General features: G+C 70.2%; 14 protein-coding genes. 8 read left to right on the top strand and 6 right to left on the bottom strand.

What is annotated here, in order from left to right; translation table 11 throughout:
* Positions 1–93: 93 nt before the first annotated feature.
* From moaA to B7K24_RS12820, 4 genes are all read right to left on the bottom strand, one after another.
* Positions 94–1,095 (bottom strand): GTP 3',8-cyclase MoaA, encoded by a 1,002-nt coding sequence (moaA, locus tag B7K24_RS12835; RefSeq protein ID WP_084130727.1) that lies wholly within the window; start codon positions 1,093–1,095, stop codon positions 94–96.
* Positions 1,092–1,505, bottom strand: coding sequence for a molybdenum cofactor biosynthesis protein MoaE (locus B7K24_RS12830; RefSeq protein ID WP_084130726.1), 414 nt, complete (start codon positions 1,503–1,505; stop codon positions 1,092–1,094). The genes moaA and B7K24_RS12830 overlap by 4 nt, the downstream gene beginning before the upstream one ends.
* Positions 1,502–1,999 (bottom strand): molybdenum cofactor biosynthesis protein B, encoded by a 498-nt coding sequence (locus tag B7K24_RS12825; RefSeq protein ID WP_200808351.1) that lies wholly within the window; start codon positions 1,997–1,999, stop codon positions 1,502–1,504. Before B7K24_RS12825 ends, B7K24_RS12830 begins: the two co-directional genes overlap by 4 nt.
* A 95-nt stretch (positions 2,000–2,094) precedes the next feature.
* On the bottom strand, positions 2,095–2,622 hold the full coding sequence (locus tag B7K24_RS12820) for a PH domain-containing protein (protein ID WP_084130725.1): 528 nt from the start codon (positions 2,620–2,622) through the stop codon (positions 2,095–2,097).
* A gap of 183 nt (positions 2,623–2,805) precedes the next feature.
* Between B7K24_RS12820 and B7K24_RS12815 the strand changes: the two genes are divergently transcribed.
* Genes B7K24_RS12815 through B7K24_RS12805 form a run of 3 tightly spaced genes read left to right on the top strand, consistent with a single transcriptional unit; the run spans position 2,806 to position 6,124 of the window.
* Positions 2,806–4,374, top strand: coding sequence for a circularly permuted type 2 ATP-grasp protein (locus B7K24_RS12815; RefSeq protein WP_234986710.1), 1,569 nt, complete (start codon positions 2,806–2,808; stop codon positions 4,372–4,374).
* Positions 4,368–5,291 (top strand): alpha-E domain-containing protein, encoded by a 924-nt coding sequence (locus tag B7K24_RS12810; RefSeq protein ID WP_084130723.1) that lies wholly within the window; start codon positions 4,368–4,370, stop codon positions 5,289–5,291. The genes B7K24_RS12815 and B7K24_RS12810 overlap by 7 nt, the downstream gene beginning before the upstream one ends.
* Positions 5,288–6,124 carry a transglutaminase family protein gene (locus B7K24_RS12805; RefSeq protein ID WP_084130722.1) on the top strand — a complete coding sequence of 279 codons (837 nt, stop codon included), beginning with the start codon at positions 5,288–5,290 and terminating at the stop codon, positions 6,122–6,124. The genes B7K24_RS12810 and B7K24_RS12805 overlap by 4 nt, the downstream gene beginning before the upstream one ends.
* Before the next feature lie 5 nt (positions 6,125–6,129).
* Here B7K24_RS12805 and B7K24_RS12800 read toward each other — a convergent pair whose 3' ends face one another.
* Positions 6,130–7,359, bottom strand: a complete 1,230-nt coding sequence (locus B7K24_RS12800) for a D-alanyl-D-alanine carboxypeptidase family protein (protein ID WP_144268317.1) — start codon at positions 7,357–7,359, stop codon at positions 6,130–6,132.
* Between the two features lie 496 nt (positions 7,360–7,855).
* On the bottom strand, positions 7,856–9,256 hold the full coding sequence (locus B7K24_RS12795) for a D-alanyl-D-alanine carboxypeptidase family protein (RefSeq protein ID WP_084130720.1): 1,401 nt from the start codon (positions 9,254–9,256) through the stop codon (positions 7,856–7,858).
* Between B7K24_RS12795 and B7K24_RS13505 the strand changes: the two genes are divergently transcribed.
* The 5 genes from B7K24_RS13505 (at position 9,255) to B7K24_RS12770 (ending at position 16,320) form a co-directional block, all read left to right on the top strand.
* Positions 9,255–9,659: a hypothetical protein gene (locus tag B7K24_RS13505; RefSeq protein WP_084130719.1), complete on the top strand. Its 405-nt coding sequence runs from the start codon at positions 9,255–9,257 to the stop codon at positions 9,657–9,659. The two genes, B7K24_RS12795 and B7K24_RS13505, sit on opposite strands and share 2 nt — an antisense overlap.
* Positions 9,660–9,753: 94 nt before the next feature.
* Entirely contained in the window at positions 9,754–12,255 is a 2,502-nt protein-coding gene (leuS, locus tag B7K24_RS12785) for a leucine--tRNA ligase (protein ID WP_234986708.1), read from the top strand.
* Positions 12,256–12,313: 58 nt separating this feature from the next.
* Positions 12,314–13,174 (top strand): DegV family protein, encoded by an 861-nt coding sequence (locus tag B7K24_RS12780; protein ID WP_084130717.1) that lies wholly within the window; start codon positions 12,314–12,316, stop codon positions 13,172–13,174.
* Between the two features lie 105 nt (positions 13,175–13,279).
* Positions 13,280–14,011 carry a ComEA family DNA-binding protein gene (locus B7K24_RS12775; protein WP_084130716.1) on the top strand — a complete coding sequence of 244 codons (732 nt, stop codon included), beginning with the start codon at positions 13,280–13,282 and terminating at the stop codon, positions 14,009–14,011.
* On the top strand, positions 14,008–16,320 hold the full coding sequence (locus B7K24_RS12770; RefSeq protein WP_084130715.1) for a ComEC/Rec2 family competence protein: 2,313 nt from the start codon (positions 14,008–14,010) through the stop codon (positions 16,318–16,320). The genes B7K24_RS12775 and B7K24_RS12770 overlap by 4 nt, the downstream gene beginning before the upstream one ends.
* Positions 16,321–16,322: the final 2 nt, after the last annotated feature.

Genomic DNA, 16,322 nt, shown 5'->3' with positions numbered 1-16,322 from the left:
GACCAACCCACACGGTGTTGCACTAGCAAACTGAATCCGCCGCGAGGACGCGCCGCAAATGTCCCCATTTGCGCCACGCGGGGGGAGGGGGGCTCAGCCGCCGATGGCGCTCATGGGCCGGTCGGGCTGCAGGAAACCGGGATCGTCGATGTCGTGCCCGGGTCGCTTGAGCCGCAGATTGGCGGCGATGGCGGTGGCGAGGTCCTCGTCCGAGCAGCCCGAGCGCAACAGCGCGCGCAGGTCGGACTCTTCGCGGGAGAACAGGCAGGCGCGTAGCTGGCCGTCGGCGGTGAGCCGCACGCGGTCACAGGTGCCGCAAAAAGGTGCGGTCACCGACGCGATGACACCCACCGAGGCCGCCGTACCCTCGATGTCCCATACCTGCGCGGGAGCGGCGCCCCGGTCGTCGCGCTCCACGAGCGTCCACTCGGACCTCAGCGCCGCGAGGATCTCCTCGCCGGTGACCATCTCCTTGCGGTCCCACGTGTGGCCGCCGTCGAGCGGCATCTGCTCGATGAAGCGCATCTGATAGCCGTGGTCCACGCAGAACCGCGTGAGGTCGACGACCTCGTCGTCGTTGACGCCGCGCATCGCGACCGCGTTGATCTTGATGGGGGCGAGCCCGGCGGCATCGGCGGCGGCGATCCCCGCCAGGGTCTCGATCAGCTTGTCGCGCCGGGTCAGTTCGGTAAAGCGGTCGCGCCGCAGGGTATCCAGCGAGATGTTGACTCGAGCGAGTCCGGCGTCGCGCAGGCGCGAGGCGAGCTGCGGCAGGCGCAGCGCATTGGTCGTCAGGGAGATCTCGGGGTTCCCCGCCGGCCCGGTGAGGTGTGCCAGACGGTCCACCACGTCGACCACGTCGGCGCGCAGCAGCGGCTCGCCGCCCGTGAGGCGAACCTCCTCGATGCCCATCTCGACGGCCACACGCGCCACGCGCACGATCTCGTCGGTGCTGAGCATGGTGTCGCGTTGCAGCCACGGTACGCCGTCGGCCGGCATGCAATAGGTGCATCGCAGCGAGCAGCGGTCCGTGAGCGAGATGCGCAAGTCGCGGTGCACGCGCCCAAACCGATCGATCAGCCCCTGATGCGTCATGACATCCCCACCCACGTGTGCGATCCATCCGCGAGGATCTCTCGCTTCCAGATGGGCGCCTCGGCCTTCACCCGCTCGACGAGCTCGCGGCACGCGTCGAAGGCCTCGGCGCGGTGGGCGGACGCGACGGCCGCGACGATCGCCGGCTCACCCACGGTCAGGCGGCCGATGCGGTGGCTGACCGCCGCTCGCACCTCGCCGCCCGCGGTGACGGCGGCCACGATGGCGCTGAGAATCTCGTCGGCGTCGGGGTGCGCCGAGTACTCGAGGTGGGTGACCTCGCCCTCGACCGACGGGTCGTGATCGCGTACGAGTCCCACGAACGTCGCGACGGCGCCGTCCGCGGGCGTCGCCACGGCGGCGATGTGTGCCGCCAGGTCGAGCGGGGCATCGGCGATGCGCGCGATCAATGGTCGCTTCCGTCGAGTTGGCCCACGACGTGGGCGAGGATCGGCAGCAGCGTGGCGATGCCATCGCGCGCCGCCCCCTCGGAGCCGGGCAGATTCACAACGAGCGCACGGTCCGGGCCTGCGGTGACGCCCGCGAGACCCCGGCTGACGGCCGCCATGGGTGTTGCCTGCGCGCCCTCGCGTCGCAGCAATTCCGGGATGCCCGGCAGCGGGCGTTCGATGAGCGGCGCCGTGGCCTCCGGGGTGAGGTCGCGTGGGGACACGCCGGTGCCGCCGGTGGTGATGATGACGCGGGCGCCATCGGAGCGCGCGTCAAGGACCGCGTCACGGACCGACTCGACCCCGTCAGGCACGATCGCGGTAAGCGTCGTGGCGCCCGCCTCACGGAGCGCGTCGGCGATTGCAGGGCCCGCGGTGTCGGGCGCGGCGCCGGCGCTGCGGCGGTCGGACACCGTGATCACGGCGACGGTCACGCCCGCGAGGTCATGAGGCATCGGCCCTCCTGAAATCGGGGTTTCCGTCAGTGTAGGTGGGCGTGGGCACGGCCATGTTGCGCCCGTCTGACAGGGGCCGGCGGAGCCGCGTGAGGTCAGGCGGTGGCCGGGGTGTCGTCCTCGCCGTCGAGGGAGTCGAACACCTCGTTGTACAGCAGCGAGTGGACCTTCTCCACGTTCGGGATGTCGTCGAATTCGAGCGGGTCGTCGGACGCCGACTCGATGATGAGCGTGCCCGTGCGGAACATCCGGTCGATCAGGCCGTGACGAAACTGCACCGTGTTGATGCGCTGGAGCGGGATGTCGATACCCGTCTTGGTGAAGACGCCGGTGCGGAAGATCACGCGCCGGTCGGTGATGACGAAGTGGGTGGTGCGCCACCGGATCCACGGGGCGACGGCGAGCCACCCGACGAAGACCGCGAACAGGACGCCCGCGACCACGCCAATCCAGGTCTGGGTCGTGTCGCTCCACGTGGTGCCCGACACCCACAGCCACAGCAGGATCACGGCCGCAATCGCGAGCACCGAGACGACGACGGGCCAGAAGAGCGCCTTCCAGTGCGGATGGCGGTCGACGACGATCTCTTCGTCGGGGGCAAGCAGCGCGCGTGGGTAACCCATGTCGACACTCTAGTGAGCGGTGGACAAGAGCGAAGGGAAAGTCAGCCGCGGCATCGGCCCTTCGCAATCGCCGCGACACACCCATGCCACGCGGCGGACATGATTCCTGGTTAACGTGGGGTCATGAGCGATGCGGCGACACCCTGGAGCGGCTACACGCCCGCCGCGGCGTGGGACGAGGCCATGGACGTGGACGGCAACGTCCGCGAACCGTACCGGCGGGTCTATGCCGAACTCGAACGCATGAGCGGCGACGACCTGTACTCGAAGGCGGAGGCGCTCGCGTCGACCTACCTCGCCCAGGGCGTCACCTTCGATCACGCGGGCGAGGAGCGGCCGTTCCCGCTGGACCTGGTGCCGCGCGTCGTCGGTTCGGACGAATGGGACATCATCTCGCCCGGCGTCGCCCAGCGCGTGCGCACCCTCGAGGCTTTCCTCGCAGACGTGTATGGCTCCCAGCGCTGCGTCACCGACGGTCTGGTGCCCCGGCGCCTCATCGCTTCTAGCCAGTACTACTACCGCCAGGTCGCCGGGGTCGAGCCGGCCAACGGCGTGCGCGTCCACGTGGGCGGCATCGACCTGGTGCGCGACCAGCACGGCATCTGGCGTGTCCTCGAGGACAACGTGCGCGTGCCGTCGGGCGTGAGCTACGTGCTGTCCAACCGGCGCGCGATGAGCCAAATGTTCCCCGAGATGTTCGGGGCGATGGGGATCCGCCCCGTGCTCGAGTATTCGCGCCGCCTGCGCTCGGCATTGGCGAAGTCCGCGCCCGAGGGCGTCGATGACCCGACCATCGTGGTGCTCACCCCTGGCGTGTACAACTCCGCCTACTACGAGCACTCGCTCCTGGCACGAACCATGGGAGTGGAACTCGTCGAGGGGCGTGACCTCGAGACGGTCAACGGTCGCGTCTACATGCGCACCACCGCCGGCCGGCGCCGTGTCGACGTGATCTACCGCCGTGTGGACGACGACTACCTGGACCCCGTCCAGTTCCGGCCCGATTCCGCACTGGGGTCGCCCGGCCTCGTCAACGCCGCGCGCCTCGGCAACGTGACGATTGCCAACGCCGTCGGCAACGGCGTGGCCGACGACAAGCTCATCTACACGTACATGCCCGAGCTCACGCGCTACTACCTGGAGGAGGACCCGATTCTTCCCAATGTGGACACGTGGCGGCTCGAGGAGGCGCACGCGCGAGAGGAGGTCCTCGACCGGCTAGACGAATTGGTCGTCAAGCCCGTGGACGGCGCGGGGGGCAAGGGCGTCCTCATCGGCCCCAAGGCATCGGCCGCGGAACTCGCGGAGGCGAAGGACCGCATCAGCGAGGACCCGCGCGGGTGGATCGCGCAGCCCGTGGTGCAGCTGTCGACGGTGCCGACGCTCACCGACGACGGCCTGGAGCCGCGCCACGTCGACCTGCGGCCCTTCGCGGTCAATGACGGCGACGACGTGTGGGTCTTGCCCGGCGGACTCACCCGCGTGGCGCTCCAGCGCGGCCAACTCATCGTCAACTCGTCTCAGGGTGGCGGCTCAAAGGACACGTGGGTGCTCGGAGGCGTCCGCGACCGTGCGCCGCGCCAGGCACCGGAGTCGAAGGTGGAGTTCGGTGGAATGACCGCCGTGCCGCAGTCGGCGCACCCCGAGGACGCGGTCGCGGGACAACAGGCGCAGCAGCAACAGCAACAGCAGCTCCGCCCGCCCCACGAGCATGACCGGCCGGCGGTCGAGGACGGGGGCACATCATGCTGAGCCGCATCGCCGAGTCACTGTTCTGGATCGGCCGCTACGTGGAGCGCGCCGACAACACGGCCCGCCTGCTCGACGTCCACCTGAACGTGCTGCTGGAGGACCCGTGGGTCGACGAACCCAGCGCCAACGCGTCCATCCTCACCGTGATGAGTGCCTCCAGCGACGGACCGGTCAGCCGTACCGATGTCCTGCAGCACCTCGCCTTCGACCGCGAGCGCACCTCCTCCATCGCGGGGTCGCTCACCGCTGCCCGGGAAAATGCTCGCCGGGCCCGCGAGGTGATCTCGACCGAGGTGTGGGAGTCGCTCAACACCACCCGCATGGAACTGTCGCGGTGGAGCCAGGCAGCCCGACCTCACGAATACTTCGTCTGGGTACGCGAGCGCACGGCCGTGGTGCGCGGCCTCGCCTCCGCCACCACGTCCCGCGACGACGCGTGGCACTTCCTGGAACTGGGCAGATCGCTCGAGCGTGCCGACATGATCGCGCGCCTGCTCATGACGCGTTCACTGGACGGCGTCACCGGACCCAACTGGACCACGCTGCTGCGCACCTGTTCGGCTCACGAGGCCTACCTGCGCACGGTCCGAGCCCTCGTGACCGAGGAGCGCGCCGGAGAGTTTCTCCTGGTCGATCGCCTCTTCCCGCGCTCCATCGCCTACAACCTGGCGATGGCGGAGTCGATCCTGGCCGACATCGAGGGATCCGAGCGCTCGCGGACGCTCGCAGGCCGTGCCCAACTCGCGCTGGGCCGCGCGCGCACCAACCTGGAGTACGCGCCCGTGCGCGAGATCCTTGACGACCTTCCCGCCCAGATGCAGGCGGTGCAGCGCGCCTGCGCGACGGCATCGGACATCATCCGCGACCGCTACTTCTTGCCCGACGCCACTGTCGTGTGGAATCAGGAGGCACTGTGACCACCCTGCGCATCGAGCACCGTACGCACTTTCGCTACGCCTCGGACGTCACCAGCTCCTACAACGAGGCGCGCGTGACGCCTGCGTGGCTGCCACGCCAACGCGTCCTCGACTCGACCGTCGACATCTCGCCCGTGACGTGGCGCTCGAGCTATCGCGACTACTGGGAATGTGACGTGACCACGTTCGAGGTGCTGCAGCCTCACCGTTCGCTCACGGTCGAGGCTCGCTCCGTCGTCGAGGTCTCCACGCAGTTGCCGCGCGGCGAGAAGGCGGGCTGGGAGGCGCTGCAGGGCCCGCGGTTCCAGGACCTCCTCTGTGAATACCTGGAGAACTCCGGGGCCACGGAACCGCCGGAGGACCTGGCCGCCTTCGCACATGAGGCCTCGCACAAATTGGGCCCGGAGGCGACGGCACGCGCGGTCTGCGAGTACCTGCATTCCGAGTTGAAGTACGTCCCGGGAGCCACCACTGTCCACACGGCCGCGGCCGAGGCCTGGGCAGCGCGCTCGGGTGTGTGCCAGGACTTTGCGCAGCTTGCGCTTGGCGCGTTGCGCTCGGTGGGAATCCCCGCGCGCTACGTGTCCGGCTACCTCCACCCCAAGCGTGACGCGCAGATCGGCGAGACCGTCGCGGGGGAGAGCCACGCGTGGGTGGAGTGGTGGACGGGGGAGTGGACCGGCTTCGACCCGACCAATGATCGCGAGGTGGGCGACCACCACGTCATCGTGGGGCGCGGACGCGAATACCGCGACGTGCCGCCGTTATCCGGCGTGGTCGCCGGCACCACCGAGAATCTGGACGTGAGCGTCAAGGTGACGCAAATCGCGTGACCTGCCTAGCCTTGGTGTTCGAAGTGCCAGGGCTCGGGCTTGGTCCCACCGGGTCGAGCCCACCCGGGCAGTTCCCATCCATATTCGGGGGCGTGCTGCACGAGCCAACGGTACGCCTCCCCGCGGAAACCCCTTGGTAGACCACCTGAGTTGAGGTCGATCGCGGCGCCCCACCCGTGCTGCGACGTGCCTGGGGTCGCAGCCATGTCGCCCTTCGCCACCTTCGCGTAGCGTTGACCCGAGAGGTCGCGGTACGAGTCGGTGATGGCGATGTGCGCGCCGAAGCGCTGTGCGAACGCGGCGTCGAGCGCCTCCAGGTCGGCGGCCGCATGGCACGAGAGGCGCTGATCGTGGTCCCACGGCACGGTGCACAGCACGGCCGAGGTCAGCGTGCCATTGCGGAACCCCGTGAGCGACGGGACGGCGTCGCCCGTGAAGTCGAGACGATCCGCGAGGGTGTCGTCGTGGGAGATGACGAGACCGGCCTCGGTGACGTCGTACACCAGTTGCGCGAGCTCGGCGCGCGTCAGGTGCTCGGCGGCAGCCTCGTCATCGGTGCCGGGGGCCGCGACCCCTAGTGCCTCAAGCCACGCGGTGGAGGTTTCGTGTTCCGTGGGGGCATCGACGGGCTCGAAGGACAGGCCCGGCACAAACACGATGCGGCGCTCGCCCGCAAGGCGGTGTAGCGCGAGGGCGACCTCGCCGCGCGTGGTGGCCTGTTCGGGGAGGAACGCGCTCTCGTCCTCGTCCAGTTCGACGCCGCGAGCCTCCAGCCAGGTGATCTCGGTGGCGGCGCTGGCGCTCATGTCCACGTCGGAGTAGACGGGGTCGTCGTCGAGCGGCTGCAGGGGCATGCCGGCCGCGCGGTAGAGGAAGGCCGCGAGGTCGGCACGCGTCGCGTCCTCGTGGGGGCCGAAGATGGTCAGGTCCTCGGCGAGCCCCCACCCGAAGCCGGCGCCGAGCGTGGCGAGCCACGTGATCGCCTCCGCGTGCTCCGTGAAGGCGGCACTTGCCTCCACGGTGGACACGTCACGGAACGTGGTGCGTACCGGGCTCGCCTTCCACACGGTCGTGGACGTGTACAGGGTTTTCAAGGAGGGGCGCGCCGGCTCGTCCTTGTCGCCCTTCGGATCTGCGGCCTCCGCGCTCGCGTCGGGCGTGGGCTCGGCCGATGGTGACGCGGTCGCCTCGGGATCGGGCGACGGCGTGGCGCTGGGGCTCGGTTTGGGCGTCATGCTCGGCTTGCTGGGAGACGTGGTCGCCTCGGGTTCCGTCGTCTTTGTGGGTGATGACGACGGTTCGGGCTCGGTGGTCGTGGTGGTGGTGGGTGTGGGCTCGCTCGTGGGGGTCGACTCCGGTGAGGGGGTCGTGGTCTGTGCGGGGGCCGGCTCGGCGCTCTGGGTTGTCGACTCCGGGGTGGGCGTAGTCTCGGCCGAAGCCGCTGTGCCGACGGCCACGAGGCATGCGCAGGCCAGCGTCGCGATGGCGGCGTGTGCCGTCCACCGGTGGTGGCCGTGTGGCGATGAGTGGTGCCACATCGCGTGTCTCCTTCTCCGGCGTCGGACCCTCAGCCACGCCAGTGTGGCCACCGTCGAGCGCCGGCCACCAGACAAGATTCGCACGCGGGTGCTCACTTGTCAGCCGGTACGGACAAAGCGAGAGCCCGCCGCAGCATCGGCCACCCCTACTATCGGCGTTCGCTGGGACTTCCCTGAGGGCAACCCCGGGCCGTTAGCCCGTGTATTCGAAGTGCCAGGCCTCTGGCTTGCTTCCCTCGGGCCGGGCCCAGGTGGGCAGGACCCAGTTGTAGGCCGTCAGCTGTTGGCGCAACCACAGGTAGGCGGCTCCCTGGTAGCCGCCAGGGAGAGACGCTCCGGCAATGTCGATCGCGGCCGCCCATCCATGGTTCGAGGTACCAGGGATCGCGGCCATGGTGCCGTACAGGGCGCGCGCACGCACCTGCTCGTCGTAATCGCGGTAGGAGTCGTTGACGGGGATGGTGCGTCCAAAGCGTGCGGTGAACGCGGCATTGAGCCTCTCGAGGTCCGCTGCGGCCTGGCACAACAACAGTTCACTGCTGTCCCACGACAAAGGACACAATCGGTCTCTCGGCAGCGCGCCGTTGGCGTACGTCGTGGTGACGCGGGTCACGGCGGCGCCGTCAAAGCCCCTGAGGTAGTAGCCCGACATCCACCCCCGTGCGCTACCGATGATCACTTCGATCCACCCGTCGGGAGACACGTCGCCGGTGGGTGTCACGGTGGTGCTGCGCGGGTAGTACGCGACGAGCGCAGAACTGGTGCCTGGTGCGGTGCGTAATGCGAGGCTCGTCGCGCCATAAACAGACAGCGTGGAGTGGCGCAGCACCGTGCCCGCACCATGGGCAGGGTTGTACAGCACCCCCGCGCGGTCGAGGCGATACAGGAACGCGGCCATCGCATCGCGCGTGATGGACGCGCGAGGGCGGTACTCCGCGCCGGCTGACGTCTTCCATCCAGTCGTGGCGCCCGTCTGTGACAGCCACACGATCGCCCGATAGAACGGATCGGTGGTCTTGACATCCACGAACGGCGATCGGCTCGGTAGGTTGACGCCCGGCGAACCCGCGAAGCGGTACAGGAACGCGGCCATGGCTTCACGCGAGATCGCGTCGGTGGCGCGGAACTCGGCTCCTCCGGAGACCCTCCACCCGGTGGATACCTGGGCGTCGGCTGCCCACGTGATCTCTCGGTAGAACGCGGTCGACTGCTTCACGTCAAGGAATGGTGAGCGTGTCGGGGCGTAGTGGGCGGGTTCGCCCGCGTAGCGGTACAGGAACGCCGCCATCGCATCACGCGCGATCGTGTCGAGCGGGCGGTACTCACGCGTGCCATTCGCGAGCGACCAGCCGCGGGTGATGCCCGTCTGTGCCAGCCACGTGATCTCGGTGGCGAACTTCGAATACGACGCGCTTCCCACCCGCGAGGACACGTCCGTAAAGGTGATGCCCGTGGCGGCAAGGACGCCGACCGACTGGGGCTCGATGGCATCCGCGGGGGTGAGATCGGCCGGCTCGGTGACGCGCGATTCCGTGGCGCGCGGCGGTGCTACGTCGTCGGTCTCCTCGTCGACATCGCCGGACGGGGAGGGCATGGGGGCGAGTGACGTGCTCGTGCTTGGTGTCGGCGACGGGCTCGCGGATGGCTCGGCGCTTGCGGATGGCTCGGCGCTTGCGGACGGCTCGGGTGAGGCCGTCGGCGCGGCCGTGGCGTCGGGCGCGGCCGAGGGGTCGGGCGAGACCGAGGGGATCGGGGTAGCGGTGAGCGCGGTCGTCGACGTCGTGGCGGCGGACGGCGTCGGGTCTGCGGGCTCCGTCTGCGCGACGGCGCTCGGCACGAGTCCCCCGCTTAGGCCGGCTGCCAACGCTGTCACGGCGACGACGCGCACCGCGCGCAGGCGGACGACGGTGGAGAGAGAAGAAATGGTGCACCCCTACGATCATGAGACGCCCTCGACCGAGCGTCGCCTGCCGAGATTATCGGCGAAAGGGGCGTGACCGTGAAGGCTTGTGTGACAACGGACACTCTCCGCAAATCCCTCGGGGACTGCCACCGTCCTCGCCGCCGTGCGCCCCCGATAGAATCGTGCGCGTGACTTCGACGCCCGAGACCGACGAGACCAGGTACGACTTCCGCGCCATCGAGGAGCGCTGGCTCCCCGTGTGGCGCGAGACCCAGCCGTTTAGGTCCAGCGACCCCAGCGACACGCGTCCTACCAAGTACGTGCTCGACATGTTCCCCTACCCCTCGGGCGACCTCCACATGGGTCACGCCGAGGCGTATGCGCTGGGAGACGTCATTGCGCGTTACTGGACCCAGCGCGGCTTCAACGTGATGCACCCGATCGGCTGGGACTCGTTTGGCCTGCCCGCGGAGAACGCGGCGATCAACCGCGGACTCGACCCGCGCGGCTGGACCGAGGACAACATCGCTCAGCAGCGTTCCTCGATGGAGCGCTACGCGTGCTCGTTCGACTGGGACCGCGTGCTCGCGACGCACCGCCCCGAGTACTACCACTGGAACCAGTGGTTCTTCACTCGCCTGCACGAGAGGGGCCTGGCCTACCGCAAGCACTCGAACGTCAACTGGTGCCCCAAGGACCAGACGGTGCTTGCCAACGAGCAGGTGGTCGGCGGCCTGTGCGAGCGCTGCGATACCCCCGTCACCAAGAAGAAGCTCAACCAGTGGTACTTCAAGGTCACGGACTACGCCGACCGGCTGCTCGATGACCTCGACACCCTCAAGGACTCGTGGCCGTCGAAGGTCATCGCCATGCAGCGCAACTGGATCGGCCGGTCCGTGGGAGCCGACGTGAAGTTCACGATCGAGGGCCGCGACGAGCCCATCGACATCTACACCACGCGCCCCGACACCCTGTTCGGCGCGACCTTCATGGTGGTCGCCGCGGATTCCGACCTCGCCGCCGAGCTCGTTCAGGGGGCCGATGCGTCCGTCACCGAGGCGTTCGAGGCGTACGTCGACGAGGTGAAGGCCGCCAGCGAGATCGACCGCCTCGCGACGGACCGGCCCAAGACCGGCGTGTTCCTCCACCGCTACGCGATCAACCCCGTCAACGGTGAGCGGCTCCCCATCTGGGTCTCCGACTATGTGCTCGCCGACTACGGCCACGGCGCGATCATGGCGGTTCCCGCGCACGACCAGCGCGACCTCGATTTTGCGCGCGCCATGGACCTGCCCGTGCGGGTCGTGCTCGACGTGCGCGGCGACGACGGTGAGCCCGTGGAGGACCCGGCGGTGTCGGGCATCGCCGCGGCAGGCGACGGCACCCTCATCAACTCCGGTGATCTGGACGGCAAGTCGAAGGCCGACGCCATCGCGGCGATCGTCGCGGACCTGGAGTCGAAGGGGCTGGGCGGCGCCTCCACCAACTATCGCCTGCGCGATTGGCTGATCTCGCGTCAGCGTTACTGGGGCACGCCGATCCCGATCGTCCACTGTGACGCCTGTGGTGAGGTCCGCGTGCCCGACGACCAGCTGCCCATCGAGCTGCCGCCGGCCGAGGGCCTCGACCTGAAGCCCAAGGGCACCTCTCCGCTCGGCGGCGCGACCGACTGGGTCAACATCACCTGCCCCGACTGCGGCGGTCCGGCGCTGCGCGACACCGACACCATGGACACCTTCGTGGACTCGTCCTGGTACTTCCTGCGTTTCCTGTCGCCCGGCAAGACCGACGGTCCCTTCGACCTCGACGAGGCCAAGAAGTGGGCGCCCGTGGACCAGTACGTCGGCGGCGTGACCCACGCGATCCTGCACCTGCTCTACGCGCGCTTCTTCACCAAGGCGCTGCACGACATGGGCATGATCGACTTCGAGGAGCCCTTCCGCGCACTGCTGAACCAGGGCATGGTGCAGATGGAGGGATCTGCGATGTCGAAGTCGCGCGGCAACATCGTGCGGCTGAGCGAGCAGCTCGATGAGTTCGGCGTGGACGCGGTGCGGCTCACCATGTCGTTCGCCGGCCCGCCCGAGGACGACATCGACTGGGCGGATGTCTCGCCCGGCGCCTCGCAGCGCTTCCTCGCGCGTGCGTGGCGCCTCGCACGCGACGTCACGAGCGAGCCCGGCGCGGACCCGACGACCGGAGACGCCGCCCTGCGCGCCGTCACACACAAGGCGATGCACGACAGCGCCCAGCTGGTGGAGGGCTTCCGCTTCAACGTCGTGGTCGCCCGCACCATGGAGCTGGTCAACGCGACGCGCAAGGCCATCGACAGCGGCGCCGGCCCCGCAGACCCCGCGGTGCGCGAGGCGACCGAGTCCGTTGCCATCCTGCTGAGCCTGTTCGCCCCGTACGTCGCCGAGGACATGTGGTCGATCCTGGGCCACGAGAACGTGTCGCGCGGAGGCTGGCTCGAGGTCGACGAGTCGTTGCTCGTCGAGGAGACGGTCACCTGCGTCGTGCAGGTCAAGGGCAAGGTCCGCGACCGCCTCGAGGTCGCGCCCGACATCTCCGAGGACGCGCTGCGCGAGCTCGCGCTGGCCACGCCCGGCGTCGTCCGCGCGATCGGCGACGCCGCCATCCGCACGGTCATCGTGCGAGCGCCCCGGCTCGTCAACATCGTCACGGCATGAGCGTGCACCCTGGGCCGCGGGAGGCCTCCCGCAGCCCAGGGGACGCTAGCGTGAAGCCATGACCGAGCGCGTCGCCGTCGTGACGGACTCGTCCGCTGCGTTGCCCGCCGCATGGGTGCGCCGGGCGGACATCACGGTGGTCCCGCTCCAGGTGATCGTCGATGACGAGGCGCGGGCCGAGGGCGTTCAGGTCGGCGCCGACGAGGTCCTCGCGGCACTCGTCGCCGGGCGTGCCGTGTCCACGTCGCGCCCCGCCGTCGACGCCTTCGCCGATGCCTTTCGCGCGCTGGAAGCCCGGGGGGTGACGGGCATCGTGGCAGTGCTGTTGTCCTCGCGTCTGTCGGGCACGGTTGATGCGGCGGTCTCAGCCGCCGATGCCGTGGGCATCCCCGTCGAGGTCGTCGACTCCCGTCAGGTCGCCCTCGGCGTCGGATTCGCCGCGCTCGGGGCGGCGGCGATAGCAGCCACCGGTGCGAGCGTCGCCCAGGTGGCGGCGGAGGCGGCTCGCGTCGCCGCGTCGGCCAGCTGCGTCTTCACGGTGGATACCCTCGAGTTTCTGCGCCGAGGCGGCAGGCTATCGTCCGCCGCTGCCGCGGTCGGGCGCATGCTGCAGGTGCGTCCCATCCTGGAAATCGTCGACGGCGAGGTCGCCCTCGCCGACAAGGTGCGCTCCACCGCGCGCGCACGCGAGGCGGTGCTCGAGCGTGCGCGGGCAGCTCTCGACGCTCTCGACGTGCCCGCGGTCGGCGTCCTCGGCGTGGGCAAGGGTGACTACCTCGACGACATCGCCGCACGCATCGACGGCGCCGCGATGATGGTGCGCGCCGACGTGGGAGCCGTGCTCGCGGTGCACTCCGGCCCCGGTGCGCTGGCGATCGTCACGGCCGATGTCCCCCCGTCGCTGGGTGGACTCGAGTAGCGCCTGCCTCCCCGGCATCGTCCCCAGGCCCACCCTCCCGGCCCACTCGCTCACGGCGACCCCGTCGCCCACCCCGCGGGGGCGTCACGCACCTACGGTCGAGCCATGACCGTCCCCCAGGACCCCCGCGATGACGACGCCCTTGCGCGCTGGCGGGAGAGCGCCGTCAGGGCCGCAGGCCACGCCTACGAGACAGCCCATGGGCGCGAGATCGATGACGAGTCGCGGGGCATGCGGTGGTCGCTCTCGCCGCGAGTGGCCCTGACCGCGGCGGGCCTCATCGCGCTGATCCTGCTCGTCGGGTGGGCCGTGACAAGGCAGCCCTCCGCGCCATCGCTTGCGGCGGTGCCGTCCCCAACCACGGCATCGTCCTCGACCCCAAGCGCGGATGTCGCACAACTCGCGGACGGGGAAGCGTCCGGCGCCGTCGGTGCCGACGCGATGGTCGTACACGTGTCGGGAGAGGTGGCCGCGCCGGGACTCGTCGAGCTGAGAGACGGCGAGCGAGTGGCGGACGCCATCGACCGGGCCGGCGGCGCCCTGCCGGACGCCGATCTCGCCTCCGTCAACCTGGCCCGGGTGCCGCAGGACGGTGAACAGATCGACGTGCCCGCAGTGGGGGACGAGGCGGCCGATGCCGACGGCGGACCGGTCCGCCTCAACTCGGCCTCGCTCGACCAACTCGAGACCCTGCCTGGGGTGGGGCCTGTCACCGCTCAGAATATTGTGAGCGACCGCGAGGCCAACGGCCCGTATGAGAGCCTGGAGGATCTGCAACGGGTCTCGGGCATTGGCCCCGCGCTTGTCGCCCGGCTCGACGGTCTCGTCACGATGTGAGGCCCGCCCACGATGCGCGCCTGATTCCCGCCGCGTCGGGAGCGTGGGCCGGCTGTGTCGCGGCGCAGATCGCCGGCTCCACGGAGATGCTTGTTGCGGTGGTGCTCGCGGCCGCGGTGGTGGCCGCCACCGTCCACCTGTGCGCGCAGCCCGGAAAACCCGCGCCCGGCGAGGGAGCGGCGCCGTCGGCCGGAGCGCTCGCGCGGAGCGGCGCCGCCGCCGCGGTGCTGGCGGCCGTGGCCTGCGCGATGGGTGCGGCATCGGCGAGCCTGGCGGAGACGGCGAGTGACGCCTCGGTGCCCATGGGAGCCGCGGCTACGCACGTGCGCGGCACCGTGGACGCCGCCCCGCGCGACGTGGCGCTGCGCGGCACCGATGTCGCGATGGTCGACCTCACGCTTGACGCTTGGCGTCCCTCGGACACCGATGCCTGGCAGGCGACCACCGGTCGCGTCACCGCCGTGTTGCAGCCCGGGACAGTGCGCCGCGACGAGGCGGTCGAGGTGGTCGGTGAGCTCGATGCCGGCGACGACGGCCCGGTCATGTGGGAGGCGACGCTCGTCGACCGGGCGGAGGCGCCGGGCTATATGGCGCGCGCACGCCGCTGGCTCGCCGACGTCACGGCACGGCTGCCAGACGACCGTGGCGGGCTCCTTCGCGGCATGCTCACGGGAGATACCTCCGCCATGCCTCAGGACCAGGTCGACGCCATGAGGACATCCGGACTGGCGCACCTCACCGCCGTCTCGGGTGCGCACTTCGCCGTCGTCACGATGCTCGTCCTCACCGTGACGCGGGCGGCCCGGGTGCCACGCGGGGTCACCGCCGCGACCGTGGCCGCGGCGGCGGGTGTGTTCTCCACCTTTGTCGGCCCCGCACCGTCCGTGGCTCGAGCAACCGTCATGGCGCTCGTGGTCGCGGCCGCCGTGGCACTCGGACGCAAGGCGCGGGGCCTGCCCGCCCTGGCCGGCGCGATCCTCGGGGTCGTGGCGACCGCTCCGATGCTCACCGTCGAGATCGGCTTCGTGATGTCGGTCGTGGCCGTGACAGCGATTGTGCTGTGGGCGCCCGTCCTGGCCCGCCGTCTGGGCCGTGTGCTCGCGCCGCGCGCCGCACGGGCGGTGTCCGTGCCGCTTGCCGCCCAGCTCGCGCTCACGCCGCTGCTCCTCACCTTGCAACCCGGGGTATCCGCCTTCGCGGTGCCGGCGAATCTCGCGGTGGTGCCGTTCCTCGTTCCCGTGATGGTGATGGGAGTGGCGGCGTCCGCTGTGGGGCCGGCGTTGCCCGGCGTCGGCGAAGCCCTGGTGGTCCTGGCCGACCTGGCCGTGCAACCCATCGCGGCGGTCGCGGCGACGGTTGCCGCCCTGCCGGGGGCGCGGCTGGCGTGGCCCGGTGGGGCCGGGGGCATCTCTCTCGCGATCGGCGTCGTCGTGGGTGCGGTGATCGCGTCCATGGCGTCGCTGCGGCGGGTCCGATGGCTCGCAACGGCAGCGACGGTGGTCGCCGTCGCGGCCGGCGTGGTGCCAGGGGTGCTGCCCGAGCCGGTGACGGACGAGTGGGACGTGGTGATGTGCGACGTGGGCCAGGGGGATATGACGCTGGTGCGCACGGGTCCGTCCTCCGCCGTCGTGATCGATACCGGGAAGGACGAGGACCGCGCGTCGTCATGCCTGAGACGCTACGGCGTCACGGACGTGCCGCTGCTCGTGTTGACCCATCCGCATGCCGACCACGACGGCGCGGTCGCGGCAGTCGTGAGGGAGACGAGAGTGACGCGGGTCTGGGTGTCCGCCGCCGGACGCGACGGGCGGGCGTACCGCGCCGTCGCGGAGCGGGGTATCGCGGCCGAGGTACCTGAGGTCGCGGCGAGCCTGATAGTCGAGGGCACGCACGTCGACATCCTCTCGGAGGACCACCTCGACGCGGACATCGGCAATCCCAATGACGCCTCCCTCGTCACCCTCGTGACGACGCCGCGCGTGAGCGTGCTGGGCTTGGGGGACCTGGAACCGGAGGCGCAGCGGCGCCTAGCGGCACGCCTCGGCCCGCTCCAGGTAGACGTCGTCAAGATCGCCCACCACGGTTCGGGGGCCCAGGATCCGGGGCTCGCGCGCCTGCTGCGCGCCGACCTTGGGCTCATCGGCGCGGGTGCCGACAACGACTATGGCCATCCCGCGCGCGCGGCGCTGGACCTCTATGGGCCGCGTGTGGACACCCTGGCCGTGACGGCGACATGCGGCGACGTGGTGGCCACAGCGAACGCCGACGCCGCGATGCGTGTGGGGTGTCGCACGGGCATGGCACCCTAGTG

Origin of the sequence: Demequina sp. NBRC 110055 (assembly GCF_002090135.1) — a bacterium.
Taxonomy (GTDB): Bacteria; Actinomycetota; Actinomycetes; order Actinomycetales; family Demequinaceae; genus Demequina.
The sequence above is the reverse complement of the archived record's forward strand: the minus strand, read 5'-3'. Positions and strand labels throughout refer to the sequence as shown.